General features: G+C 74.5%; 23 protein-coding genes, 1 tRNA gene and 1 other RNA gene. 9 read left to right on the forward strand and 16 right to left on the reverse strand.

The features are described from left to right. Positions 1-67 precede the first annotated feature (67 nt). Positions 68-286 (reverse strand): Flp family type IVb pilin, encoded by a 219-nt coding sequence (locus ACI799_RS09970; RefSeq protein WP_456612988.1) that lies wholly within the window; start codon positions 284-286, stop codon positions 68-70. A gap of 187 nt (positions 287-473) precedes the next feature. Then, the gene (locus ACI799_RS09975; protein ID WP_456612989.1) at positions 474-1,133 is read right to left on the reverse strand and encodes a prepilin peptidase; all 660 of its coding nucleotides are present in this window, start codon (positions 1,131-1,133) and stop codon (positions 474-476) included. Between the two features lie 114 nt (positions 1,134-1,247). Here ACI799_RS09975 and ACI799_RS09980 point away from each other — a divergent pair, with 114 nt between their 5' ends. Further along, positions 1,248-1,955: a class I SAM-dependent methyltransferase gene (locus tag ACI799_RS09980; protein WP_456612990.1), complete on the forward strand. Its 708-nt coding sequence runs from the start codon at positions 1,248-1,250 to the stop codon at positions 1,953-1,955. A 43-nt stretch (positions 1,956-1,998) separates the two neighbouring features. On the opposite strand, the gene ACI799_RS09985 is transcribed toward ACI799_RS09980, so the two are convergent. The 4 genes from ACI799_RS09985 to ACI799_RS10000 form a co-directional block, all read right to left on the reverse strand. Continuing rightward, entirely contained in the window at positions 1,999-3,231 is a 1,233-nt protein-coding gene (locus ACI799_RS09985) for a choice-of-anchor I domain-containing protein (protein ID WP_456612991.1), read from the reverse strand. Positions 3,232-3,934: 703 nt separating this feature from the next. After that, an RNA gene (rnpB, locus tag ACI799_RS09990) (RNase P RNA component class A) lies at positions 3,935-4,336 on the reverse strand. A gap of 241 nt (positions 4,337-4,577) precedes the next feature. Further along, positions 4,578-5,297, reverse strand: a complete 720-nt coding sequence (locus ACI799_RS09995) for a PIG-L deacetylase family protein (protein ID WP_456599179.1) — start codon at positions 5,295-5,297, stop codon at positions 4,578-4,580. A 37-nt stretch (positions 5,298-5,334) separates the two neighbouring features. After that, complete coding sequence (locus ACI799_RS10000; protein ID WP_456599178.1) at positions 5,335-5,694, reverse strand: DoxX family protein; 360 nt, start codon at positions 5,692-5,694, stop codon at positions 5,335-5,337. A 24-nt stretch (positions 5,695-5,718) separates the two neighbouring features. On the opposite strand from ACI799_RS10000, the gene ACI799_RS10005 reads away from it, so the two are divergent. Next, positions 5,719-6,492, forward strand: a complete 774-nt coding sequence (locus tag ACI799_RS10005) for a sulfite exporter TauE/SafE family protein (RefSeq protein ID WP_456589005.1) — start codon at positions 5,719-5,721, stop codon at positions 6,490-6,492. 14 nt (positions 6,493-6,506) lie between these two features. On the opposite strand, the gene ACI799_RS10010 is transcribed toward ACI799_RS10005, so the two are convergent. The 4 genes from ACI799_RS10010 to ACI799_RS10025 are packed head-to-tail and all read right to left on the reverse strand — an operon-like array spanning position 6,507 to position 10,592. Then, positions 6,507-7,601, reverse strand: a complete 1,095-nt coding sequence (locus ACI799_RS10010) for a bifunctional RNase H/acid phosphatase (protein WP_456589004.1) — start codon at positions 7,599-7,601, stop codon at positions 6,507-6,509. Beyond that, positions 7,598-8,338, reverse strand: coding sequence for a zinc ribbon domain-containing protein (locus tag ACI799_RS10015; RefSeq protein ID WP_456589003.1), 741 nt, complete (start codon positions 8,336-8,338; stop codon positions 7,598-7,600). Before ACI799_RS10015 ends, ACI799_RS10010 begins: the two co-directional genes overlap by 4 nt. A gap of 59 nt (positions 8,339-8,397) precedes the next feature. Then, positions 8,398-8,793: a hypothetical protein gene (locus ACI799_RS10020; RefSeq protein ID WP_456612992.1), complete on the reverse strand. Its 396-nt coding sequence runs from the start codon at positions 8,791-8,793 to the stop codon at positions 8,398-8,400. Beyond that, positions 8,790-10,592: a carbon starvation CstA family protein gene (locus tag ACI799_RS10025; protein WP_456612993.1), complete on the reverse strand. Its 1,803-nt coding sequence runs from the start codon at positions 10,590-10,592 to the stop codon at positions 8,790-8,792. The genes ACI799_RS10020 and ACI799_RS10025 overlap by 4 nt, the downstream gene beginning before the upstream one ends. 64 nt (positions 10,593-10,656) lie before the next feature. Here ACI799_RS10025 and ACI799_RS10030 point away from each other — a divergent pair, with 64 nt between their 5' ends. Next, positions 10,657-11,433 (forward strand): hypothetical protein, encoded by a 777-nt coding sequence (locus ACI799_RS10030; protein WP_456597664.1) that lies wholly within the window; start codon positions 10,657-10,659, stop codon positions 11,431-11,433. Between the two features lie 18 nt (positions 11,434-11,451). Here ACI799_RS10030 and ACI799_RS10035 read toward each other — a convergent pair whose 3' ends face one another. Beyond that, positions 11,452-12,279, reverse strand: a complete 828-nt coding sequence (locus tag ACI799_RS10035) for a Nif3-like dinuclear metal center hexameric protein (RefSeq protein WP_456599175.1) — start codon at positions 12,277-12,279, stop codon at positions 11,452-11,454. Between the two features lie 61 nt (positions 12,280-12,340). Between ACI799_RS10035 and ACI799_RS10040 the strand changes: the two genes are divergently transcribed. From ACI799_RS10040 to ACI799_RS10055, 4 genes are all read left to right on the forward strand, one after another. Continuing rightward, a complete protein-coding gene (locus tag ACI799_RS10040) occupies positions 12,341-14,302 on the forward strand; it encodes an FUSC family protein (RefSeq protein ID WP_456599174.1) in 1,962 nt (653 codons plus the stop codon). Positions 14,303-14,346: 44 nt separating this feature from the next. After that, positions 14,347-15,312, forward strand: coding sequence for an alpha/beta fold hydrolase (locus ACI799_RS10045; RefSeq protein WP_456612994.1), 966 nt, complete (start codon positions 14,347-14,349; stop codon positions 15,310-15,312). 157 nt (positions 15,313-15,469) lie between these two features. Beyond that, complete coding sequence (locus tag ACI799_RS10050) at positions 15,470-16,918, forward strand: WS/DGAT/MGAT family O-acyltransferase (RefSeq protein WP_456589065.1); 1,449 nt, start codon at positions 15,470-15,472, stop codon at positions 16,916-16,918. Then, entirely contained in the window at positions 16,915-17,928 is a 1,014-nt protein-coding gene (locus tag ACI799_RS10055; RefSeq protein WP_456597668.1) for an NAD-dependent epimerase/dehydratase family protein, read from the forward strand. The genes ACI799_RS10050 and ACI799_RS10055 overlap by 4 nt, the downstream gene beginning before the upstream one ends. Here the strand turns inward: ACI799_RS10055 and ACI799_RS10060 are convergent. After that, the gene (locus tag ACI799_RS10060) at positions 17,925-18,836 is read right to left on the reverse strand and encodes an alpha/beta fold hydrolase (RefSeq protein ID WP_456588995.1); all 912 of its coding nucleotides are present in this window, start codon (positions 18,834-18,836) and stop codon (positions 17,925-17,927) included. The genes ACI799_RS10055 and ACI799_RS10060 overlap by 4 nt on opposite strands. 214 nt (positions 18,837-19,050) lie before the next feature. Here ACI799_RS10060 and ACI799_RS10065 point away from each other — a divergent pair, with 214 nt between their 5' ends. After that, entirely contained in the window at positions 19,051-19,851 is an 801-nt protein-coding gene (locus tag ACI799_RS10065) for an esterase/lipase family protein (protein ID WP_456612995.1), read from the forward strand. Between the two features lie 54 nt (positions 19,852-19,905). On the opposite strand, the gene ACI799_RS10070 is transcribed toward ACI799_RS10065, so the two are convergent. The 4 genes from ACI799_RS10070 to ACI799_RS10085 form a co-directional block, all read right to left on the reverse strand. Further along, positions 19,906-19,977, reverse strand: a tRNA-Val gene (locus ACI799_RS10070). A 76-nt stretch (positions 19,978-20,053) separates the two neighbouring features. After that, positions 20,054-20,518: a peroxiredoxin gene (locus ACI799_RS10075; RefSeq protein ID WP_456588993.1), complete on the reverse strand. Its 465-nt coding sequence runs from the start codon at positions 20,516-20,518 to the stop codon at positions 20,054-20,056. A gap of 107 nt (positions 20,519-20,625) precedes the next feature. Further along, positions 20,626-21,045 (reverse strand): DUF3052 domain-containing protein, encoded by a 420-nt coding sequence (locus ACI799_RS10080; RefSeq protein ID WP_456588992.1) that lies wholly within the window; start codon positions 21,043-21,045, stop codon positions 20,626-20,628. Between the two features lie 88 nt (positions 21,046-21,133). Next, positions 21,134-21,298, reverse strand: coding sequence for a hypothetical protein (locus ACI799_RS10085; protein ID WP_456588991.1), 165 nt, complete (start codon positions 21,296-21,298; stop codon positions 21,134-21,136). Positions 21,299-21,439: 141 nt separating this feature from the next. On the opposite strand from ACI799_RS10085, the gene aceE reads away from it, so the two are divergent. Then, positions 21,440-24,256, forward strand: a complete 2,817-nt coding sequence (gene aceE / locus ACI799_RS10090) for a pyruvate dehydrogenase (acetyl-transferring), homodimeric type (RefSeq protein ID WP_456612996.1) — start codon at positions 21,440-21,442, stop codon at positions 24,254-24,256. The last annotated feature ends 32 nt before the right edge of the window (positions 24,257-24,288 follow it).

The following is a 24,288-nucleotide window of genomic DNA, read 5'->3' on the forward strand; positions in this document are numbered from 1 at the left end:
GCGCAGCGGCCCTCGGGACGAGGGCCGCTGCGCCGGTTCCGCTACGTCGTCGCGCAGCAGCGAGTGGTCAGGGGGCCGCGGGGGCGTCGGGGATGCTGTCCGTGACGTCGGTGAACAGACCCTTGAGCTCGGTGCCCAGCAGGGTCACGGCGCCGATGATCACGACGGCGATGAGGCCGACCATCAGGCCGTACTCGACGGCGGTGGCGCCCTTCTCCTCGTTCTTGAGGCGGTCCTGGGCGACGGCGACGAGGCTGGCCAGGGTGGCGTAGGCGTTGATCAGCATGCGGTGCTCCTCCGGTTGCGGGCCGTCGGGTCCGGATCGGGCGATCCGGCCTCGCGGCGTTGGAGGGAGTTGTCGTGCGGAACACACCGGGGCTTGAGGGCGGGTCACCCGATCCAGGGACGGCACTCCGCCCATCGAGGGACGGCTCCGGTCCGCTGGTGACCCAGCGTCACCGCCGGCGTCGCCGTCAGGCGGGGGGCGTTCCGCTCCAGGCGACCGCGATCGCCGCACCGAGCAGCATGGCCGGCCCGAACGGCAGCTCCCCCTTGAGCCCGATCCGCCGCGCGGCGAGCAGGAGCAGCGCCAGCGCGGCCTGGACCACGAAGCCGGCCAGCGCCCCCAGCAGCACCGCCTGCCAGCCGAGCCAGCCCAGCGGCAGGCCGAGCAGGCCGGCCAGCTTGACGTCGCCCATGCCGAGGCCGGCGGGCGAGATCAGCGCGAGGACCAGGTAGCCGCAAAACAGCGCGGCGGCCGCCAGCCCCGCCCGCAGCAGCGCGTCCGAGGAGCCCTCCACCGCTGCCGCTCCGGTGAGCAGCACCGCGGTCGCCACGACGGCCGGACCGGTGACCCGGTCGGGCAGCAGCCGGTGCCGGAGGTCGATCACCGCGAGGAGCACGCCCGCCCCGGCGACGACCAGGAAGGCCGGCAGCTCCGCGACCGCCCCCAGCCGCAGCGCCAGGAGCGCGAACAGCCCCGCGGTGAGCAGCTCCAGCACCGGCGGCCGCACCGCGGACCGCCGGGTGGCCTCGTCGGCGGCGCCCCACGGGAAGGCGCCCGCGGCCCGGTTCGCGGCCGCGCCCACGAGCAGGCCACCGACCGCGGCGACGGCGACGACCGCTCCCGTCACGGGGCGACCAACCGGGCCGGGGTCTGCACGCGCCCACCCTGGCACAGGCCCGCCCCCAGGCCCGGCCGACGCCGCGACGAGCGGGCACGCGGCGGCTGGGTCACACTCCCGAAGGTGACCGCCGACGAGCGCACCACCACGTCCCGAACCGCCGCGACCGGGTCGTACCAGGGGCACGGCATCCACGCCGCCCCGGGAGTGCACGAGTACGCCGTCGAGCTGGCACGCCGGGCCCTGCCCACCGGCGGCCGGATCCTGGAGGTCGGTGCCGGCTGCGGGGCGCTGGCCTGCCGGCTCCGGGACGCCGGGTTCGACGTCGTCCCCACCGACCTGGACCCGCCGCATGACTGGATCCACCGCCTCGACCTCGACGACCCCCAGTGGACCGAGGAGACCCGCGGCCCCTTCGACCTGGTGATGTGCGTCGAGACGCTCGAGCACGTGGAGAACCCGCGGCAGGTGCTCCGCTCGATCCGGGCCCTGCTCCGGCCGGGTGACCGGCTCGTCGTGAGCACCCCGAACATCACCCACCCGCACTCACGGCTGAAGATGTTCCTGCGCGGCGCCCCGTTCATCTTCGGGCCCGGGCACTACTACCAGCCCGGCCACATCTCGATCCTCCCCGACTGGATGCTCGTCGAGCACATCCGGCTGGCCGGGTTCCGGGACGTCCAGGTGACCACCGGCGGCAGCACCTGGTACGAGGGGCCGCGCAAGCTGGCCCACCGGATCGAGACCGCACTGCTCTGGCTGATCGGGATACGGCATCGGGCGGACTCCGGCGAGGGCATCTGCACCTTCGTCACCGCCGTCGCCGCCTGACCACCCGGGCCGGGGGCGCGGTGGGCGCCCCCGGCCCGGGAGCTCAGGGCTTCGTCAGCTGGAACAGCGAGATGGTCCCGTCGTCCTCGTTGCTGGTCAGGAACAGGTGGCCGCGCTTGACGGCAAGCAGCCCCTCCGGGGCCTCCCCGGTGGGCAGCACCTGCAGCAGCTCGGGCGCGCCCTCGTCGGCGAGGTCGTAGACCAGGACGGCGTCCCCGCGCTCGGACCCGATGAAGGCGTAGGTGGTGCCGTAGAGCGTGGCGACCTCCGCGCCCTCGAACTCCGCGCCCTTGTCGTCGCTGCGCCCGTCGGGGTAGCGGCCCGCCGCGGCGAGGGCCTGCTCCGCCGCTCCCCCGGAGGTCGAGACGACCTCCCCGTCCGGGGAGAAGACGGTCCAGCCACGACCGCCGCTGGGCTCCTCGGCCAGGTCGCCCTCGTCCGCGGTGACCAGGTTGCCCCCCGGCGTCCACTGGACGGCGTCGGGCTCCCGGGGAGCGGTCAGCGCGTCGTCGAACGCGATCACGCCGTCGTCGGACGTGTCGGCGTCGGTGCGCGTCACGGTCCCGGCCGAGAAGGACCCGACGACCGTGCGGGAACGCAGGTCGACCAGGGCGATTGCGTTGTTCTCCTGCAGCGTCACCGCCGCGATGCCCCGGCGGTCGATGTCGACGTACTCCGGCTCGGGGTCGTCCGGGTACAGGGCGCCCTCCAGCCCGGTCAGCTCGACCCGGTCGACCGTCCACCGCTCCGGCGTCGTGTGCAGCTCCACGACGGCCAGGAAACCGGCAGGCGCCTGCGGCAGACCGCCCTCGACGCCGTCGACCTCCAGGTCCTCGTCGCGCTGGTTCTCGATCGCGACCGCCGCCACCGCACCGTCGGGGCTGATCGCGATGGAGTCGGGCTGGCCGCCCAGGTCGATGGTCCGGACGACGGCGCGGGTGCGCAGGTCGATGACGGCCAGCTCCCCCGACGGGGCGGTGAACGAGGTGCTGGTGTCGACCACGGCGAGGGCGTGGCGCCCGTCGCGGGTGACGGTCACCGACGTGGGCTCCCCACCCAGCTGCACGCTGCCGATCGCCGTCGGCTCGGCGGGTCTGGTCAGGTCGACCAGCCCGACCTCGCCGGTGGCCGAGTCGGTGTAGAGCAGCGTCCGGCCGTCGGGGGTCACCGCGAGGATCTCGGCGACCTCACCGGTCACCTCGAACGTGGCCAGCTCGGTGAAGACCGGCGCGGGCGCCGGCTTCGCACCAGCAGGGGCGACGGTCACGGCGAGCATCAGGGCGGCGGCAGGGAACGTGCAGGTGAGACGCCGGGCGCGGGGTGACACGGGAGCTCCAGGGGTAGCGGGACAGGTGCCCCGACCCTGACCAGCGAAGACGACGCCCGGGCAGCCGATGGGCCAACCCCGGGTGACCGCCACCCGACCAGCGCCCGACACCGACTGCCCGCACGGGCACGTTCCCGGACGTCGCAAGCGCCGGACCCGGCACGCGGTGACGACTCGTGCCGCCTGCCGCTCCCACCGTCGGCCGGAAGCGCCTCGTGCGCTGGTCGCCAGCACCGTCGGCCTTCTAGGTTGTGCTGCGTGACGGGTCGAGGCGCACGCGACGTCCGCAGCGAGCCGTGGTTCCTGGTGATGGCGTCTCTGCTCCTCGTAGGCGCGGCCTCGTTCCTGATCCGGGACCTCCTCGCCGGCGACACGTCGGCCTTCGACATCGCGGTGAGGGCCGCGACGGTGGCCGGCTGGCTCGTGCTCCTCGTCACCGGAGTGGTCGGCCGCCGTCACGAGCGCGGGGACCGAGCCGACGCAGGCGGTGACCTCAGGGACGGTGAGCCCTACCGGAGATCCTGTGGCGCTGCCGCCGTCTCCACCGGCAGCCGAGGCGGGCCGCTGTCCGCAGGCGTTCCCGCGGAAACGTCGTCTCGCCTGCACCACCGTCCCCGCGTGGCCGCACACGGGCGCCCCGGCGGAAGGACGACGGACGAGTCGGCCTGTACGCCGGGTTCTGTCCACGGGCGCCTTGCGGCCTCCCGATGGGCGGTCATCCATCTAGGCCTGCCGTTGCCGGCAGGCTCCAGCGGTCTACCCGCAGGCTCGGGCGGGCCGCCCTCGAACGCCTGCGCGGAACGGCGGAGAACCGCCGCTCCTTCTTGACCTAGCTCCGGGTGGGGTTTACCGAGCCACGCCGGTCACCCGGCGTGCTGGTGGTCTCTTACACCACCGTTTCACCCTTACCAGCGCGAGCGCTGGCGGTCTGTTTTCTGTGGCACTGTCCCGCGGGTCACCCCGGGTCGCCGTTAACGACCACCCTGCCCTGTGGAGCCCGGACGTTCCTCGGCGACGGGGTCTCCCCCGCCGACGCGACCGCCCAGCCGACTCGTCCGTCGTACCGGCCAGTCTAGGCCGCCGGCACATGGACCAGGGACCACCCGGGTAGGAAGCGGCCCGCACACCGATCACCGGACGGAGGAGGCACCGCCATGGGACTCATCTCGGGACTCGTCAAGGCCAACCTGCTCAAGCGACTGATCAGCCGCTTCAGCGGCCGCCGCCGCTGACGGCACCGCGCCGACGGTGCGTCCCAGCCGGGGCGCGCCGCCGCGCCGGCCCGCGGTCGGGGGCTATCCCCAGTAGAGCGTGAAGCCCACCTGCCGGCCGCCGTCCTCGGTCAGGGTCGACATGTCGATCTGTCGCCGTGCCTGCTCGTCGACCGGCTCGTCGGACAGCGCCGCGAGGTACCGCCGGTGCTCGGCCAGCGACGCGACCGCGGGCTCCACTCCCCCGCTGACGTCCATCGCGTGCGGCGGCTCACCGCCCATGGCCTGCACCGCGATGTACTGGACGCCCGACCACGGGTCCTCCGCGAGCTCCGGGAAGATCCACTCGTTGGCGGCGTCGGCGACCGCGTCGAGCACGCTGCGGGTGAGCGCCCGGTGGTCGGGCGAGTTCAGGGCGGCGGGGCTGACCCCGGGCAGGGTCCAGGTGTCCCCGCCCCAGGTGGTGACCACCAGGTCGGGCCGGTGCCGCCGGATGCCGCCCGCCAGCTCGCGCCGCAGGTCGGGCCCGGCCACCAGGACGCCGTCCCGGAGGTCGAGGAACTCCACCTCGCTCACCCCGACGACGGCGGCCGACGCACGCTCCTCCGCCTCACGCAGCGGCCCGGCCTCCGCCGGCGGCATCCCGGCGATCCCCGCCTCGCCGCGGGTGGCGAGCAGGTAGCGCACCTCCTTGCCCGCGGCCGTCCACACGGCGACCGCGGCGGCGAGGCCGTACTCGATGTCGTCGGGGTGGGCGGCGACGACGAGGGCGCGCTGCCAGTCGTCGGGCATCGGTGCGGGCACGGGTCGAGTCTGCCGTGCCGGCGTCGGCCCCGGGCGGTCAGCGGCCGCGGGCCACCCGGAGCGCCGCCGAGACCATCGGCACCTGGAGCGGCAGCCGCACCGCGGCGGCGGCCAGCACCGCCGGCTTCCCGCGGCCGAGCCGGACGTGGTGCAGGTGCGCGGGCACGAACGCCAGCAGGAGGGCGGCGGCCGACCAGCCGCCGGCCCGCCGGGTGCGCGGCGCCGCGAGCAGGGCGGCGGTACCGATCTCGGCCACCCCGCTGGCGAGCACCCACGACCGGGCGTCGCCCAGCTCCGGCGGCACCAGCCACTCGTAGGTACGCGGGCGCACCAGGTGCAGCACCCCCGACCCACCCAGCAGGGCTCCCAGCCACGTCGCGCTCGCCGGCCTCCGCACGCGCCCACCGTAGGCTGCACCGCCGTGTCCGCCGTGTCCGCCGTGTCCGCCGTCGACCTGCTCGTCGTCGCGGGCGTCGCGTTCCTCGCCGGCGGGGTCAACTCGATCGCCGGCGGCGGCTCGCTGATCCTCTTCCCCACCCTCGTCGCGCTGGGGCTGGGCACTGTCGCGGCGAACGTCACCAACTCGCTGGCGCAGTGGCCCGGCTACCTCGGCGGGGTCGCCGGCTTCCGCGCCGAGTACGCCGGCCAGCGCCGGCGCCTGCTCCGGTTCGGCGCGGTGGCCGCCCTGGGCGGGCTCGGCGGCAGCGTCCTGCTGCTCACCACGCCGTCCGACGCCTTCGACGCCGTGGTCCCTGTGCTCGTGCTGCTGGCCAGCCTGCTGCTCGCCCTCCAGCCGCTGGTGACCCGACGGCTGGCCGGTCAGCTCGCCGCCGGGCCCGGCCGCGACCCGGCCTGGCTGTACCTGGCCCTGTTCCTGGCCACCGTCTACGGCGGCTACTTCGGCGGTGCGCTCGGGGTGATCCTGGTGGGCGTCCTCGGCATCGGGCTGCACCGGCTCAAGCTCGCCAACGCGCTGAAGTCGGCGCTGTCCGCGGTCACCGCCACGGTGACGCTGGTGGTGTTCGGCGTCTTCGGGCCGGTCGAGTGGACCGTCGTCGCCGTTGCCGCCCCGGCCGGCCTCGTCGGCGGCTTCCTCGGAGCGCGGCTGGCGAGCCGCATCCCCACCACGCCGCTGCGCGTGACGATCGTGACCTTCGGCGTCGCGGTGTCGGTGTACCTGTTCGTGGGGGTCTGAACGCCGTACCGCGGTCAGCGCAGGTGCGCGGTGTCGTTCACCAGCCGCACCGAGGTGCGCCCGTCGGAGCTCCAGGCGACGGTGCACAACGAGGCGGCCTCCAGGAAGACCCGGTGGACGACGTCGTCGCCGACCCCGAGCCCGGCCGCGAGCAGCAGCTTGATCGGCGTGACGTGGCTGACCACCAGCACCGTCCTCCCGGCGTGCCGGGTCAGGATGCGCCGGCGCGCACCGGCCAGCCGGGCGCTGACCTCGGCGATCGACTCCCCGCCGGGCGCCGCCACCGTCACGTCGGCCATGAACCGGCGCACCGCGAGCGGGTGCCGGGCGCGGGCCTCGTCGAAGGTCAGCCCTTCCAGGTCGCCGAAGTCCAGCTCCCGCAGGTCGTCGTCGAACTCCACCGGCAGCCCGAGCCGCGCGGCGACGATCTCGGCGGTCTCCCGCGTCCGGCGCAGCGGTGACGCGACGACCACCTCGATCCCCAGCTGGGCGGCCCGCTCCCCCGCCGCCTCGGCCTCGGCCCGCCCGGTACGCGACAGAGGCAGCTCGTTGCGGCCGCTGAACCGGCGCTCGGGGGTGTGCTCGGTCTGCCCGTGGCGCAGCAGGTGGGTGACCGTGGTGACCACCGGGGCGGGCTCCGCCGTGGGCTGGACGTCGTCCTCGGCCACGCTGGGCTCGGCGGCGGCGTCGCGGTGCACGGGCTTGCCGTCCATCGCGCTGTTGGCGAGGGCGTCGGCGGCACCGTTCTGCGCGCGGGGCACCCAGGTGTAGCGGACCCCGCCCAGCTTCCGCGCGATCGCGCGGGCCTGCAGCGCCAGCTGCTGCATGTCGGGGTGCTTGATCTTCCAGCGGCCCGACATCTGCTCGACGACCAGCTTGGAGTCCATCCGCACCTCGACCTCGGCGGAGGCGTCGAGGTCCAGCGCCGCCTGCAGCCCGGCGACCAGGCCGCCGTACTCGGCCACGTTGTTGGTGGCCCGCCCCACGGACGCAGCGCGTTCGGCGAGCACCCGGCCGGTGTCCGCGTCCCGCACGAGCGCGCCGTAGCCGGCCGGCCCGGGGTTGCCGCGGGAGCCGCCGTCGGCCTCGACGACGAACCGGCGGGTCACAGCCCGGACTCGGCCGTGCGCACCAGGATCCGCCCGCAGTTCTCGCAGCGGACCACCTCGTGGGGGTCGGCCTTCTGGACCGCCGCCAGCTCGCGGCCGTTCAGCTCGAGCCGGCAGCCCTGGCACTGCCGCGCCCGGAGCATCGCCGCCCCGGTGCTGCCGGTCTGGGCGCGGACCCGGTCGTAGAGGGTCAGCAGCGGGGCGGAGAGGCCCCCGGCGACCGCGGCGCGCGCGCTCTCGTGCCGGGTGGTGGAGTCGGCGACGTCGGCGAGCGCGTCGTCGCGCAGCTGCTCGGCGCGTTCCCGATCGGCCCGCGCCTGCTCGAGCGCCTCCTGCGCCGCCCGCAGGGTGGACTCGGCGGTCTCCAGGCGCTCCATCAGCTCGAGCTCCTGGTCCTCCAGGGTCGCCTGGCGCCGGGCGAGCGACTCCAGCTCCAGCTGCAGGCTGGTGGTCTCCCGCGCGGTGATGCCACCGGCGTCCAGGCGCTGCTGGTCACGGGTCGCGCGCTGCCGGACCGTCTCGACGTCGGCCTCCAGGCGGGACACCTCCCGCTGCAGGTCGCGGACCTCGGTCTCGGCCCGGACGACGTCGTCCCCGAGCGACCGCTCGGTCTCCGCGGCGGCCTCGACGGCCGCGGCCTCGGGCAGCGTCCGCTTCCGGTGCGCGAGCTGGGTCAGGGCGACGTCCTCCGCCGCGAGCTCCAGGAGCTTCTGCTGCTCGAAATGGTCGACCTTCACGCGCTCAACCTACCCGCGCCCCGGTCGGGTCCCGCGCCGGTGACCCGACCGCGGCCGGGTCACCGCAGCGCCAGCTCCGCCTCCACCGCGGCGACGGCGGCCGCGGGCGCGGGCAGGCCACCGGAGGCGAGCACCGCGCCGTCGACGACGAGCGACTCGACCGCCATCCCCGCACGCACCGAGCGGCGCAGCGCGGCGCCCCGCAGGCCGCGGCGGCGCCCGGCCCTCACCAGCTCCGGCAGCAGCCAGAGCCAGTTCGACGGCGAGACGACCTCGATCGCGACGTCGGCCGGCAGCCGCGCCCGCAGCGCCCGGTACACCTCCCCCACCGGGTCCGCCCGGGGGGCGTGGGTGTGCGAGCCGCCGTCGTCGAAGGGGCGCACGTCGCCGCTGCAGCAACCGCCGCTCCCGCCCGCGGCCCGGGAGCCGCGGACGAGGACGACCCGCGAGGTCACCTGCGCGAGGTCCCGGCCGGCCCCTCCGTGGGCCCGGCCGTCGATTCGCCGACCTCGGGGTTGGCCTTCGCCACGGCGTCCGGCTCCCCCGTCCCGAATCCGTCGACCGGGGTCGACGGCCGCTCGCGGTAGGCGGTGCGCAGGGCCAGCGCCGCCTCCACGATCAGCCAGACCGCCAGGACGAAGATCAGCGCGTCCAGCGGCGCCAGCACCCAGTCCTCGGCCTCGATGAAGTTGCGCAGGTTGACGATCAGCGCCCACGACGTCATGACCAGCAGGAACACCAGCGGGATGAGCGCGGCGAGGGGGTTGCGGCCCCGGCGGGTGATCCACACGGCGATGACCGACAGCGCCAGGCCCGCGGTGAGCTGGTTGGTGGTCCCGAACAGCTGCCACAGGACCCCGAAGGTGTACCCGGCTTCCCCTTCCCCGGGGATCAGCGCCATGCCGAGCGGGATCAGGACGGCGATGGTGGTCGCGACCGTGAGGTTGCGGGAGAGCGCCCGGATGCCGAGGAGCTCGCCGATCTCCTGGACGACGTAGCGCTGCAGCCGCACGCCGGTGTCCATGGTGGTGGCGGCGAAGCTGATCACGACCACGGCGGCGAAGATGGTCGCGAGGTCGAGCGGGATCGCGATGTTGTTCGCGAACTGGGCCACGCCGTTGACGAAGTTGCCGGTCGCCCCGCTGGAGGCGGTCGCGAAGTCCGGGTAGAGCGCCTCCCAGTCCGCCTGCGAGGCGGCGACGCCGGCCGTGGCGGCCAGGACGGCACCGGTGGCCAGCGACCCCTCGCCGACCGCGCCCATGTAGCCCACATAGCGAGCGTCGGTCTCCTTGTCCAGCTGCTTGGACGTCGTGCCGGAGGAGACCAGGGAGTGGAAGCCGGAGATCGCCCCGCAGGCGATGGTGATGAAGAGGAAGGGGAAGAAGCTCGGCGAGCCCTCGGGCACGTCGTTGACCACCGGCGCCTGGATGGTGTTCATGCCGACGATGACGCCCAGGGCGATGACGCCGAGGGCGATGAAGAGCTGGTGGCTGTTGATGTAGTCGCGCGGCTGGAGCAGCACCCACACCGGGATGCGCGAGGCGATCCAGGTGTAGGCGAAGAGCAGGACCACCCAGACGTTGCGGGTCTGCTCCACCCCCAGCGCGTCGGCGAGCCCGTCGAGCGAGATCGGGAAGGCGTTCCCGACCAGGATGAGGGCGTACAGCACGACCACGCCGACGATCGACGGGATGAGCGCCGAGGACCGCGTCCGGTAGATGTAGACGCCGATGAAGATCGCCAGCGGGATCTCCAGCACGATCGGGATGACCGCACCCGGGTTGGCGACGAAGAGGTTCCCGATCACCACGGCGAAGACCGCGTTCACCAGGGTGAGCAGGAAGAAGATGATCGCCAGGAAGAGCTTCCGGGCCCGGCCGTTGATGACCTCGCCGGCCAGCGTGCCGATGCTCTTGGCCTTGTGCCGGACCGACACCGCGAGCGCGCCGAAGTCGTGCACGCCGGCGGCGAAGATGGTGCCCAGGACGATCCAGGTCAGGGCCGGGCCCCAGCCCCAGAAGACCGCGATCGCCGGGCCGACGATCGGGGCCGCCCCGGCCACCGAGGTGAAGTGGTGGCCGAACAGGACGTGCTTGTTCGTCGGCACGAAGTCGTTGCCGTCGTTGAACTGGTGGGCCGGCGTGACGAACGCCGGGTCGAGGGCGTACACCTTCCGGGCCAGGTAGCTGGAGTAGTACCGGTAGCCGAGGAAGAACAGCACCCCGACCACGGCGGCCACGACGAACGCGGGCACGGCAGAACCCCCTGGTCCACGGGCGGCCTCGTCGCCGCCGTCGGAGGGAGTGAACACTCAGCCCATGGACCCCACAAGTCTGGCCGCGCTCCACGCCGCGGGTGTGGCCGAACTGTTGTGGTCCACGCCGGACGGGCCCCCGGGGGCCACCGGCGTCGTCCCGCTGGCCCTCGGCGGCCGGCCGGCGGTCGCGCTGCCCTGGGCGCACGTGGCGACCGCCCGCGCCGCCGCGGCCGCCGGCTCGGCCGCGCTGGTCCTCTCCGAGCCACGGCTCACCGGGGCGCGGTGGTCACCCCTGGCGTTCACCGGGCGGCTCACGCTGGTCGAGGACGGCGACGGCGAGCTGTTCAGCGAGGAGCTGCTCGACCAGGAGCTGCGCAAGCACCCACCGTCGCGGGCGCTGGCCGACTCGCACATGCTCCGCCGCGAGCACTGGTGGTACCTGCCGCGCCTGGTGCTGGTCCTCGACCCGGACGCCGTCGTCCCGGTCGACCGGCGCGAGGGCCCCGCCGACGCCGTCCTGGCCGTCGACGACGGTGGCCTGCACGTGCGCACCGTCCGGGTCCCCGACTGGGACGCCGATCCGCTCGCGCTGCCGGGTGGACCGCCGGCGGTGGCCGGCCCGGCGGTGCTGGTCGGGCAGGAGCTCTCCGTGCCGGACGTCGAGCGGTGGACCGTGCACACCACCTCCGGCCGCTACGCCGACGGCCGGCTCACCGACGTGCGCCCGGCCGCGACCAGGCAGCTGGAGCCGGTCCCCGGCCTGCTCGCCCGGATCCGCCGCCAGCGCGCGCTCGAGCGCAGCTGCGTGCAGGCGTTGCGGGCCGCCGGTCACGGCTGACCGCGCGGACCGCCCCGGTCAGCCCGCGGCCGGGGCGTCGGCGCGACAGGTCCACGGGTCGGTCCGCGGGGTGGCGACGGCCACCTCCACCGCGCCGTCCAGGTCGCGGCGCAGCACGTCGGCGGCCACCGGCAGCCACGGCCACTCCGAGGCCCAGTGCGCCACGTCGCACAGCGCCGGCCCGGCCCCCTCCAGCGCGTCGGACACCGGGTGGTGCTTCAGATCGCTGGTGAGCAGCACGTCGGCCCCGGCCGCGGCGGCGGCACCCAGCAGCGAGCCACCGCTGCCGCCGCAGACCGCGACCGTGGCGATCCGCCGGTCGGGGTCACCGGCCGCCCGGACACCTCCGGCCGTGGCGGGCAGCGCGGCAGCGGCGTGCTCGGCGAACCGGCGCAGCGTCATCGGCTCCGGCAGCCGGCCCACCCGGCCGAGCCCGGCCCGCGGATCCGCGGCGGTGGGCTCCAGTGGCACGGCCTCCGCGAGGCCGAGCGCCGCCGCCAGCGCGTCGTTGACCCCGTGGCGCGGGGCCCGGTCGGCGTTGGTGTGCGCGACGAAGAGCGCGGCGCCCGCCCGGACCAGCCGGTGCACCAGCCGCCCCCGCGGGTCGTCGGCCGGCACACCGTGCACCGGGCTGAGGAACAGCGGGTGGTGGGTGACCAGCAGCTGCGCACCGGTTCGCACCACCTCGTCGACGACGGCGGCGGTCGGGTCCACGGCGAACAGCACCCGCCGCACCTCCTCCGCGGGGTCGCCGCAGACCAGCCCGACGGCGTCCCACCCCTCGGCGAGGGCCGGGTCGTAGCGGGCATCGAGGGCGGCGAGGACCTTCCCGAGCTGCACGGTCACGGCTGGTCAGGGTAGGCGGGGGTGCGCACGGCCGGTCCGGTGGAGTGCCAAGCTTCGGAGCGTGGTGCGGCGGCGTGGGGAGCGATCGCTGCGGGCCCCCGCCTGGCTCGAGGAGCTGGTGCGCACCACGCCCCCGCCGGTCCCGTGGCGCGACGTCGCCCGGTTCGCCGTCTCGATCCCCGCCCCCCTGGCCCTCGCCGTCGCCATGGGCGGCCTGGACTCCGCCGTCACGCTGGGCGCCGGCGTGTTCGGCACGATGGGGGCGCTGGCGGCGAGCCTGGCGCCCCAGCCCGGCCCGCTCCGGGACCGGCTCCGCCGGATCGGGGCGGCGACCCTCTTCGGCATGCTGGGCCTGCTGGCCGGCCAGTTCGCGACCGGTGGCGGGTGGGCACCGGTGGCCGTCATCGCGGCGCTGTCGGCGGCCGCGGCGCTGGTCAGCGCGGTCAACGCGGCTCTGTCGCTCGGCGCGCTGCAGCTGCTGATCTACACGGCGCTCGCCTCGGGGCTGGTCACCCCGCTCACGGCCGCCGCGGAGGTCGGCTTCTTCCTCTGCGGTGCGGCGTGGGCGACCCTGACGGCGTTGGTGCAGTACCGGACCGAGCCGCTGGACCCCGACCGGTCCGCCGTCGCCGCCGTCTTCACCCGCATCGGCGAGCTGCTGGCGGCGGTCGGCAGCGACGCGGCCCCCGAGGCCCGGCGGGCGCTCACCACGGCCCTCAACGCCGCCTACGACCGGGTCATCCGCAGCCGCAGCCGGTCGGCGGGCCGCAGCCGCGAGCTCTCGGAACTCGCCGGCGTCCTCAACGCGGCGGCGCCGCTCGTGGAGGGCGCCGTGGCCGCCGCGCGCGCGGGCATCCCCCCGGATCCGCAGGACGTCGCCGCCGCGCACGCGCTGGCGGCGGCAGTCTCGGGCCGCGGCGAGCTGGTCGAGCAGCGCCCCGCCCCCCTCGAGCAGGGCCATCCGGCCGTGCGGGCCGTCCGGCACGGCGTCCGGCTCGTGTGGAACGTGGTGGGCGACCCGGAGGAACGGGCCGGCGCGGCGGCCGCGGCGGTGGCCCGGCCCGACCTCCGCACCCGCCTCCACGATCTGGCCGACCGCACGCTCGCCAGCGCCGACGCCCGCAGCTTCGCCGTCCGGCTGTCGCTCTGCATGACCGTCGCGGAGATCGCCCGCCAGTACCTGCCCATCGAGCGGCCGTACTGGGTCCTGCTGACCGTCGCGATCGTGCTGAAGCCCGACTTCGGCTCGGTGTTCACCCGGGCGGTGCAGCGGGGCGCCGGAACCCTCCTCGGCGTGCTGCTCGGCTCCGCCCTCCTCGCGGCCCTCCCCCGCAACGGGTGGGTGCTCGTGGCGCTGGCCGGCGCGGCCGCGGTGCTGCCGTGGGCGCGCAACGCCAACTTCGGCCTGTTCTCCGTCTTCCAGACGCCGCTGATCATCCTGCTGCTCGATCTGGCGCTGCCTGCCGGGCCGGGGCTCGTCGGTGCCCGGCTGCTGGACACGCTGATCGGCTGCGCGATCGTGCTGGTCTTCGGCTACCTGCTGTGGCCGCAGACCTGGCGCGCCCCGCTGGACGAGGCGCTGCGCGACGCCGCCCGCGCCCTGGACGCGTTCGTGGCGGCCGCCTTCACCGGCAGCCCGGCCGAGCGCCGCCGCGCCCGCAGGCGCAGCTACCGCGCGCTCACCGAGCTGCAGACCCAGCTGCAGCGGCGCCTGGCCGAGCCACCGCCGATCAGCACGCGGGCGGCCGCGTGGTGGCCGGTGATCGTGCAGCTGGAACGCGCGTCCGACGCCGTCACCGAGGCCGTCATCGCCAGCCGCGGCGGGGAGCCGGCCCCCGACCTCGCCCAGGTGGCCGTCCTGCGCCGGGCGATCCGCGGGCTGGAGGACGACGTCCGGCGGTCGGTCGTGCCCGACGACGCGGAGCTGCACGCCGAGGGGGTGCTGGCCCCGGTGGCCCGCGAGGTCGACGCCGCCCGTCGCCTGGTGCGGGAGACCGCACCCGGGCGCCGCGGGGGCCACTGAGCCGGCCGGTTGCGCGCCACGCTCCGAGGCCATGGGATGGCGCCGTGCCCGCCGACCCCCCGCTGCTGCCCCTGCCCCCGCTCGACGGACCGCCCCCTCCGGGCTCGCGGACGGTGACCACCGACGACGGCTGCGACCTGCACGTGGAGTTCGACGGCAGGGAAGTCGCCCCGCTCACCGTCGTCCTCTGCCACGGGTTCACCGCGCGGCTGGCGGAGTGGGAGCCCCAGCGCGCGGCGCTGCGGGACCGGGCCCGGCTCGTCCTGTGGGACCAGCGCGGCCACGGCCGCTCCGGCTGGACGCCCCTGACCCGGGCCACGATCGACCGCACCGGCCGCGACCTCGGCGAGGTGCTCGACGCCGTCGCCCCCACCGGGCCGGTGGTGCTCGCCGGCCACTCCATGGGCGGGATGAGCATCCTCGCGCTGGCCCGGCAGCGGCCCGAGCTGTTCGGCACCCGCATCGTCGGCGCCTTCCTGCTGGCCACCTCGGCCGGTGGACTGGTGAGCACCGGCGTCCTGGCCACGGTGGTCACGCTGATGCGCCGGCTGCGGCTGCTCCCGCTCTACCTCTGGCTGCTGCAGCGGCTGGCCCCGGCGCTGGAGCGACGTCGCCGGCGGGGCACCTTCCTCGGCCGGCGGGCCATCCGGCGGCTGCTGTTCGGCAAGGACGACGCCGACCCGCGCAGCGTGCGCCTGGTGCAGCAGCTGCTGGAAGAGACGCCCCTACCGGTGACGATGGCGTTCTACGCGACCTTCCTCGACCACGACGAGACGGCGGCGCTGGAGGTCCTCCGCCGGGTGCCGGTGACGGTGGTGGCCGCGACGCACGACCGGCTGACCCCCGAGGCCCACGGGCGGCGGATCGCCGAGGCGGTCGGCCCGGGCGCCGAGCTGGTCGTCGTCCCCGGGGCCGGGCACAGCGTCAACCTCACCCGCGCGGCGGTGGTCGACCGCGCGTTCACCGACCTGCTCGACCGGATCGAGGTCGAGCGCCGGAAGGCCGGTTGACCTGCTGGATACGGGGCACGGGAAGATGTGGCCGCCGCCACACCGTCGAGTGCGTGCACGGAGGGGCGCAGATTCGTTCGGCGGCCACCATCCGGGACGTGCGAGGCCCAGGTCCGAGCAGAGCGACCAGGGCGGCGAGGAGTGAGACGTGGACCGCATGAGTGCCCTCGACAGCGGGTTCTACTTCGCCGAGAGCGAGAACACCCCCATGCACGTGGGGTCGGTGGCGGTGTTCGACGGGCCGGCGCCCAGCTACGGCGACGTGGTCCGGCTGCTGCTCAGCAAGCTGCCGCGCGTGCCGCGGTACCGGCAGCGGGTGCGGGAGGTGCCGCTGCAGCTGGGCCGCCCGATGTGGGTCGACGACCCGCACTTCCAGATCCTGTACCACGTCCGGCACACCGCGGTGCCCTCCCCGGGCGGCGACGAGCAGCTGCGCAACCTGGCCGGCCGGGTGCTCGGCCAGCGGCTGGACATGGCCAAGCCGCTGTGGGAGCTCTGGCTCGTCGAGGGCCTGGCCGACGGGCGCTGGGCGCTCATCTCCAAGGTCCACCACTGCATGGTCGACGGCGTCGCCGGCACCGACCTCATGCAGCTGATGTTCGACCTGGACCCCGACGCCACCCACGAGGACCCCCGCGACTGGACGCCGCGGCGCGACCCCTCCTCGCTGGCCCTGGTCGCCGGCGCGGTCACCGAGGCGGCCACCCAGCCGCTGCGCACGCTGACCAGCCTGCCCTCCGTCGGGAGCGCCGCCCGCAACGTCCGCGGCCTCGCCGAGTCCGGGCGCACGCTGGCCGGCGCCCTGCCGTCGCTGGCCAAGCAGGCCGTCACCCCCACCGCCCGCTCGCTCAACGGGCACATCGGGCCGCACCGTCGCTGGGCGTGGACCCAGGGCCGGTTCGAGGAGTTCAGGTCGGTGCGCACAGCGCTCGGCGGCACGGTCAACGACGTCGTCCTCACCGCGATCACCAAGGGCTTCCGCGACCTGCTCCAGGGCCGCGGCGAGCTCTCCTCCGAGGACCTCGTCGTGCGGTCGATGGTGCCGGTCTCGGTCCGCTCCGAGCAGCAGCGCGGATCGCTGAACAACCGGGTGGCCTGCGTCTTCGTCGACCTGCCCGTCGGCGACCCGGACCCGGTGTCGCGGCTGCGCTCGATCCGCGGGCAGATGGACGAGTACAAGCGGGCGATGCAGGCCGTCGACGTCCCGACGATCATCTCGATGGGCGACTTCGTCGCCCCCACCCTGCTCTCCGTCGGGGTGCGCTCGGCGATGCAGGCCGGGCAGATGTGGTGCCAGGCGGTGACGACGAACGTGCCCGGCCCCCGGGTGCCGCTGTACGTCCTCGGCAAGCGGATGTGCTCGGCCCACGCCTACGTGCCGATCGCCGGCGGCATCCGCTGCTCGATCGGGATCTTCAGCTACCTCGACACGATGACCTTCGGCCTCAACGCCGACTTCGACGCCTTCCCCGACGTCGACGTCCTCTCCGGGGGCATCCGGCGGGGCATCGAGGAGCTGCTCGAGCTCGCCCGCGCGGCGGAGGCCACGCCCGACGTGGAGCAGCCCACCGGCGGGACCACCAAGGCCCGGGCAGCCGCCCGGTGAGCGCCGGGGGGCGCGGGCTGACCGTGGCCGTCACCGGGCCGACCGGCACCTTCGGCGCCGGGCTCGTGCCGCTGCTGCAGGACGACGACCGCGTCGAGTCGATCATCGGCATCGCCCGCCGCCCGTTCGACCCGGCCGAGCGGGGCTGGACCAAGATGCGCTACCGGCAGGGCGACGTGCGCGACCCGGAGGGGCTGCGCGAGGCGTTCGCCGGTGCCGACGTCGTCGTCCACCTGGCCTTCCTGATCACCGGCAACGCCTCCCGGGAGACGACCCGGGCGATCAACGTCGACGGCACGCTGAACGTCTTCCGCGCGGCGTCGGCGGTCGGCGCCCGGCGGTTCGTCTACGCCTCCTCGGTCGCCGCCTACGGCTTCCACCGCGACAACCCGGAGCTGATCTCCGAGGAGTGGCCGGTGCGCCCGGCGGCGCGGCTGTTCTACGCCCAGGAGAAGGCCGAGCTCGAGCACCTGCTGCAGGACGAGGTGGCGGCGGCCCCCGATCTGGCGCTCTACCTGCTCCGCCCGCCGGTGGTGGTGGGTCCGCACGCCATCGGCGGGAAGGACGTGCTGCCCGGCCCGCTCGCCCCGCTGGGCCGCCTGCTGTTCGACCGGCCGCGGCGGCTGCCGGTCCCCGTGCCGCTGCTGGTGCCACGCCACCCGCTGCAGTTCGTCCACGAGGACGACGTCGGGCAGGCGCTGCTGCTGTGCGTCCTGGGCGCGGGACCGCCGGGCGCCTACAACATCGCCGGCGACGGCGTCCTCACCGCCGCGGACGTGGCCCGGGAGTTCGGCGCGATCGCGATCCCGACGCCCGCCGCGCCCGCGCAGGCCGCGGCGCGTGCGGTCTCCCGGCTGCCGTTCCTGCCGCCGGTGGCCGAGTGGGTCGAAGCGGCCACCCGGCCGGCGATCATGGACACCACGCGGGCCCGCGAGGAGCTCGGCTGGCGGCCGCGCTACACCGGGCTGGAGGCGCTGCGCGACACGCTCCGCCCGGACGGAGGGAGCTAGGCGCGGGAGCCGACGAGCCGCGCGTCGCGCATCCAGTCCAGCACCTCGGCCACCAGGCGCTCCGGCTCCTGCAGCTGGGGCACGTGGCCGACGCCGGCCCACTCGGCGTACCGCCACGCGGCGTGCTGCCGCGCGATGTCCCGCGCCGCCTGCACCGGCACCAGCCGGTCGCGGTCGCCGTGGACCAGCAGCACCGGGACGTCGATCGACGCCATCGCGGCGCGGTAGCGACGCGGATCGGCCAGCACCCGCAGCACCGAGCGGGCCGCCGCGAGGAACGCCCGGTCCATCCCCTGGACGTCGCGGCGCTCCTCGATCAGGGTGACCGACCGGTCGATGACGTCGGCGGGCACCTGCTCGGGGTCGACGCCCACCAGCTCCAGCATGTCGTGCACGCGGACCAGGGCCGACGTGCGCTGCCGCCGCCACCACAGGAAGCGCTCCCCGACGAACGGGATCGCGTAGAGCGCGAACGTGACGGCCACCAGCGGGTCCAGCGCCCGCCGCGGGCCGGGGACGGCCGGGTCGAGCAGCACCAGTCCGCGCACCGCCTCGGGGTGCTCCCCCGCCTCGAGGATCGAGATCATGCCGCCCATCGAGTTCCCCACGAGAACGGCGGGCTCCCCGACGACCTCGGCGAGGAAGCGGTTCAGCACGGCGACGTTGGCCGGGACGCTGGCCCTGCGGCCGCCGGGCTCGCTGCGCCCGAAACCCGGCAGATCGAGGGCCAGCACCCGCGCGTGCTCGCGCAGCGCCGGGGCGACGAGGTCCCAGTTCAGGTGCGAGCCGCCCAGCCCGTGCACCAGCACGACCACCGGCCCCTCCTCCGGGCCCCCGAAGTCGAGGTAGTGCACCGGTCCGTCGAGGTCCACCGTGCGGCTCCGCCCGGGCATGCCGTCCTCGCCCATCCCGCTCCTCTCCCCTGCCGTCGTCCGTACGGTGGCACGTGGTGCCACCGGTCGCAGCGCGGGCAGGCCGCGTCACGTGGCGGTACGCGAACGTCCGCTATGACGCAGGACACAGTTCGGCAACATGTGCCCGCGCGTGCAGCCACCTCAGGTGTGAGCCAGGCCGCATCTTGGTAGAGCCCGTGCACACATGGACGGCAGCCTGGAGGACGACGTGGCACGACAGCAGGGTGACGGCCCCGCACTCCCGCTCTACCTCACCGAGCCCGGCCGGGCGTTCGCCGACTACGGCCTCTACCTGGCGGCCCGCCCGCTCACGGCTCGCCTGCCCAAGGGAGACGGCCACCCCGTGCTCGTCCTCCCCGGCCTGCTCGCCGACGACTCCTCCACCCGGGTCCTCCGCGCGACGCTCCGGCGGCTGGACTACCGGGTGCACGGCTGGGGGCTGGGGCGCAACATCGGCCCGACCGCCGTCTGCGTCAACGGGCTGCGCGACAAGCTCGACTACCTGCACGGCCGCTACGGCCGCGAGGTGACGGTCATCGGCTGGAGCCTCGGCGGCATCTTCGCCCGCGACCTCGCCCGGCAGTGCCCCGACCAGGTGCGCCAGGTGATCACCCTCGGCAGCCCGTTCCGCATCGAGCGGCACAGCCAGACCCGGGCGTCGAAGGCGTTCGACCGCTACGCCCACCTGCACGTGGAGCAGCGCCAGTTCCCGCTGGAGTCCGAGGGCTGCCCCCTGCCGGTGCCCGCGACGTCGATCTACTCCCACCTCGACGGCATCGTGCACTGGCAGACCTGCCTGAACGTGCCCGGTGAGCGCTGCGAGAACATCGCGGTCATGGCCAGCCACCTCGGCATCGGCCACCACCCGGCGGCGCTCTGGGCGATCGCCGACCGGCTGGCGCAGCCCGAGGGCGAGTGGACCCCGTTCCGGGCGCCGGCGTTCCTGCGGCCGGCGTTCCCGAAGCCCGCCGAGCCGGCCCCGGCGTCCGAGGCGCCCGTCGCCGCCTGACCGGCGTACGCGGCATCGCCCGCTGCGCCACCGGTTGCTCCGAGGACGACGGGGTGGGCGCGACAGGGTTCGAACCTGCGACCGCTCGCTTGTAAGGCGAGAGCTCTACCGCTGAGCTACGCGCCCCGCCGGCCCAGCGTAAGGACCTCCCCGCCGCTCGCCACTCGCGAGCGCGCGGGGAGACCCCTGGCCGGGCGGCCGGTCAGGCAGCCACGAGCTGCGCGACCGCGTCCTTCCAGCCGGACTGCTGGCGGGCGTCGCCGGGGGCGTTGACCTCGGCGAAGGCGATGGCGCCCTCGGCGTCGACGAGGAACGTGCCGCGCAGGGCCATGCCGGCCTTCTCGTTAAACACCCCGTAGGCCTGCGCGACCTCGCCGTGCGGCCAGAAGTCCGAGAGCAGCGGGAACTCGAGGTTCTCCTGCGCCTTGAACGCCTTGAGGCTGAAGACGGGATCGGTGCTGATGGCCAGCACCTTCACCCCCGCACCGGTGTAGGAGGTCAGCTCGTCGCGCAGCTGGCAGAGCTCGCCGGTGCAGATGCCGGAGAAGGCGAAGGGGTAGAAGACGAGGAGCACGGGCGTGCCGCGCAGGTCGGCCAGGGACACGACCTGCTTGTCCTGGTCGGGCAGGCTGAACTCGGGCGCGCGGTCACCGACGGAGAGGCTCATGCCCGTGATCGTGCCCCACCCGTGGTGACCGGCTGGAACGGCCCCCGTCGGCCCCGTCCAGAGGCTCGTCCCGAGCGTGCGAGGGATGAGGAGGACAGGGTCCTCTTTCAGCGGCGGCTGCGCGCCGCCTTCGGGGTGACCAGCCGGATGCCGGACCAGTCCTTGGCCGCGGAGATGCTGCTGGTCTGCGAGAGACCGGCCGTGGGGGCGACCTCGGTGACGTCGCCGGGCTCCACGTGCCCGGGCCGGCCGGACTTCGGGACCAGCAGCCAGACGACGCCCTCGTCGCCCAGCGAGGTCAGCGCGTCGGTGAGGGCGTCGAACAGGTCGCCGTCGTCCTCGCGCCACCAGAGGATGACGACGTCGGCCACCTCGTCGGTGTCCTCGTCCACCATCTCGCTGCCGGACGCCTCGATGATCGAGTCGCGCAGGTCCTCGTCGGCGTCCTCGCTCCAGCCGAGCTCCTGCACGACCATGCCCGGCTTGATGCCCAGCCGGGCCGCCATGCCGGCGCTGTCGACGCTCATCCCTGCTGCTCCTCCATGGGTCGGCCTACTGCTGGCCAGGTGTGGGGTGTCCGGTGCCCGGCCCGGCCGGTGATCACGCACGAAGGCGTCACGGGAAGACCGAGCGGGCGACGGACGGGCACGCGGCGGAGATCGACACGACCAGCGGGAGAACCACCCGCACCCCGGTCATGTCACCCCTCTCGCTGTCGTCGACGCCGTCGTCCGGCCGTCGTGGCCGGGCATCCGGGGCGGCGCCGTCTCGTCGATGCACCGCAGGCGGAAGCGTAGGGCATACGGGGCGGGGCGCAAGCCTGCGTGCACCGGGCGCACCGGGGGCGCGCGTCCGACACGACTTTTCCGCAGAGCGGACACAGACGTGACGGGGAGGACGTCGGCAGGAGACGATGGAGCCATGAGCGCACCGCAGCAGCCGGACGGCGACCCCGCCCGCGCAGGACAGGCCCGCGCGGTCATCACCGACGGGCTCCCCAGCCAGCTGGTCGACACCGACCCCGACGAGACCCAGGAGTGGCTGGAGTCCCTCGACGCGGTCGTCGACCACGCGGGCCGCAACCGGGCCCGCTACCTCATGCTCCGGATGCTGCAGCGCAGCCGGGAGCAGCAGGTGGGCGTGCCGGCCCTGCGCAGCACCGACTACATCAACACCATCCCGCCGGAGCGCGAGCCCTGGTTCCCCGGTGACGAGGACGCCGAGCGGCGCATCCGCGCCTACATCCGGTGGAACGCCGCGATCATGGTGCACCGGGCGCAGCGTCCCGGGGTCGGCGTCGGCGGGCACATCTCCTCCTACGCCTCGTCGGCGTCGCTGTACGAGGTCGGGTTCAACCACTTCTTCCGCGGCAAGGACCACCCCGGCGGCGGCGACCAGATCTGGTTCCAGGGGCACGCCTCCCCCGGCATCTACGCCCGCGCCTTCCTCGAGGGCCGGCTCACCGAGCAGCAGCTCGACGGCTTCCGGCAGGAGGTCAGCCACCCCGGCGGCGGGCTGTCGTCCTACCCGCACCCCCGGCTGATGCCCGAGTTCTGGGAGTTTCCGACCGTCTCGATGGGGCTCGGCCCGCTCAACGCGATCTACCAGGCGCGGTTCAACCGCTACCTGCACGCGCGCGGGGTCAAGGACACCTCCGACCAGCACGTGTGGGCGTTCCTCGGCGACGGCGAGATGGACGAGCCCGAGTCGCTGGGCGCCATCGGACTGGCCGCCCGCGAGGAGCTGGACAACCTCACCTTCGTCATCAACTGCAACCTGCAGCGGCTCGACGGCCCGGTGCGCGGCAACGGCAAGGTCATCCAGGAGCTGGAGTCGTTCTTCCGCGGCGCCGGCTGGAACGTCATCAAGGTGATCTGGGGCCGCGGCTGGGACAAGCTGCTGGCGGCCGACCGCGACGGCGCCCTGGTCAACCTGATGAACCAGACGCCCGACGGCGACTACCAGACCTACAAGGCCGAGGACGGCGCCTTCGTCCGCGAGCACTTCTTCGGCCGCGACCCGCGCACCCGCAAGCTCGTCGAGGGGATGAGCGACAAGGAGGTCTGGGACCTCGCCCGCGGGGGCCACGACTACCGCAAGGTCTACGCCGCCTACAAGGCCGCGATGGAGCACAAGGGCCAGCCGACGGTCATCCTCGCCAAGACCATCAAGGGCTGGACCCTGGGCAGCCACTTCGAGGGCCGCAACTCCACGCACCAGATGAAGAAGCTGACCGCCGAGGACCTCGCCGCCTTCCGCGACCGGCTCTACCTGGACATCCCCGACTCGGCGCTGGACAAGACCCTGCCGCCCTACTACAAGCCGGACCCCGACTCCGACGAGATGCAGTACATGCTCGAGCGGCGCCGGGCGCTCGGCGGGGCGGTGCCGCGCCGGCGGGCGGAGTTCAAGACGCTCAAGGCGCCCGAGGACAAGGCCCTCGACGTCCTGCGCCGCGGCTCGGGCAAGCAGGAGGTGGCGACGACGATGGCGTTCGTCCGCCTGCTCAAGGAGCTGCTCAAGGACTCCGAGCTCGGCCCGCGCTTCGTGCCGATCATCCCCGACGAGGCGCGCACCTTCGGGATGGACTCCCTCTTCCCGACCCAGAAGATCTACAACCCGGCCGGCCAGCGCTACACCTCGGTCGACCGCGAGCTGATGCTCACCTACAAGGAGTCCGAGCAGGGCCAGATCCTGCACGAGGGGATCAACGAGGCCGGCTCGACGGCGTCGTTCACGGCCGCCGCCACGTCGTACTCGACCCACGGCGAGCCGATGATCCCGATCTACATCTTCTACTCGATGTTCGGGTTCCAGCGGACCGGCGACTCCATCTGGGCCGCCGCCGACCAGATGAGCCGCGGCTTCCTGCTCGGTGCCACCGCCGGGCGGACGACGCTCAACGGCGAGGGGCTCCAGCACGAGGACGGCCACTCGCTCCTTCTGGCGCACACCAACCCGGCGGTGGTGTCCTACGACCCGGCGTTCTCCTACGAGGTCGCGCACATCACCCGCGACGCCCTCGTGCGCATGTACGGCGAGGACCCGGGCGCCCCGCTGGGCGGCTCCCGCTCCCCCGACGTCATGTACTACCTGACGGTCTACAACGAGCCGTTCAGCCAGCCGGCCGAGCCGGAGGACCTGGACGTGCAGGGCCTGCTGGCCGGCATGTACCGCTACGCCGAGGGCCCGCGGGCCGACGACGGCGCGGCCGGCGAGGTCAAGGCGCAGGTGCTCGCGTCCGGCGTCGCCGTGCCGTGGGCGCTGCGGGCCCAGGAACTGCTGGCCCAGGACTGGGGCGTGAGCGCCGACGTCTGGTCGGTGACGTCGTGGAACGAGCTGCGCCGGCAGGCCGACGAGTGCGCGGAGTGGAACCTCCTGCACCCCGAGGAGGAGCCGCGGACGCCGTTCGTGACCGCGCGGCTGCAGGAGACGGTGGGTCCGGTCGTGGCGGTGTCGGACTGGATGCGCGCCGTCCCCGACCTGATCGCGCCGTACGTGCCCGGCGGCATGGCGACGCTGGGCACCGACGGGTTCGGGCTCTCCGACACCCGCCCGGCGCTGCGGCGGCACTTCCACGTCGACGCCGAGTCGATCGTGGTGCGCACGCTCGCCTCGCTGGCCGACGAGGGCCAGGTGGACCGGGCACGGGTGCGCGAGGCGGTGGAGAAGTACCGGGTGCGCGACGTGCAGGCCGCGCCGGCCGACGAGCGGTCGGACCCCAGCCCCGCCACCTGAAAGAGGACCCCCTCGCCCCCCACCGCTCGCAC

This window comes from Blastococcus sp. SYSU DS0753, from assembly GCF_054051175.1.

Bases quoted from the DNA above. Each gene is read 5' to 3' on its own strand.
- ACI799_RS10050 (WP_456589065.1), top strand. From the start codon at position 15,470: ATGAGTGCCCTCGACAGCGGGTTCTACTTCGCCGAGAGCGAGAACACC.
- ACI799_RS10060 (WP_456588995.1), bottom strand. From the start codon at position 18,836: ATGGGCGAGGACGGCATGCCCGGGCGGAGCCGCACGGTGGACCTCGAC.
- ACI799_RS10080 (WP_456588992.1), bottom strand. From the start codon at position 21,045: ATGAGCGTCGACAGCGCCGGCATGGCGGCCCGGCTGGGCATCAAGCCG.
- aceE (WP_456612996.1), top strand. From the start codon at position 21,440: ATGAGCGCACCGCAGCAGCCGGACGGCGACCCCGCCCGCGCAGGACAG.
- ACI799_RS09985 (WP_456612991.1), bottom strand. From the start codon at position 3,231: ATGCTCGCCGTGACCGTCGCCCCTGCTGGTGCGAAGCCGGCGCCCGCG.
- ACI799_RS10030 (WP_456597664.1), top strand. From the start codon at position 10,657: ATGGACCCCACAAGTCTGGCCGCGCTCCACGCCGCGGGTGTGGCCGAA.
- ACI799_RS10075 (WP_456588993.1), bottom strand. From the start codon at position 20,518: ATGAGCCTCTCCGTCGGTGACCGCGCGCCCGAGTTCAGCCTGCCCGAC.
- ACI799_RS09970 (WP_456612988.1), bottom strand. From the start codon at position 286: ATGCTGATCAACGCCTACGCCACCCTGGCCAGCCTCGTCGCCGTCGCC.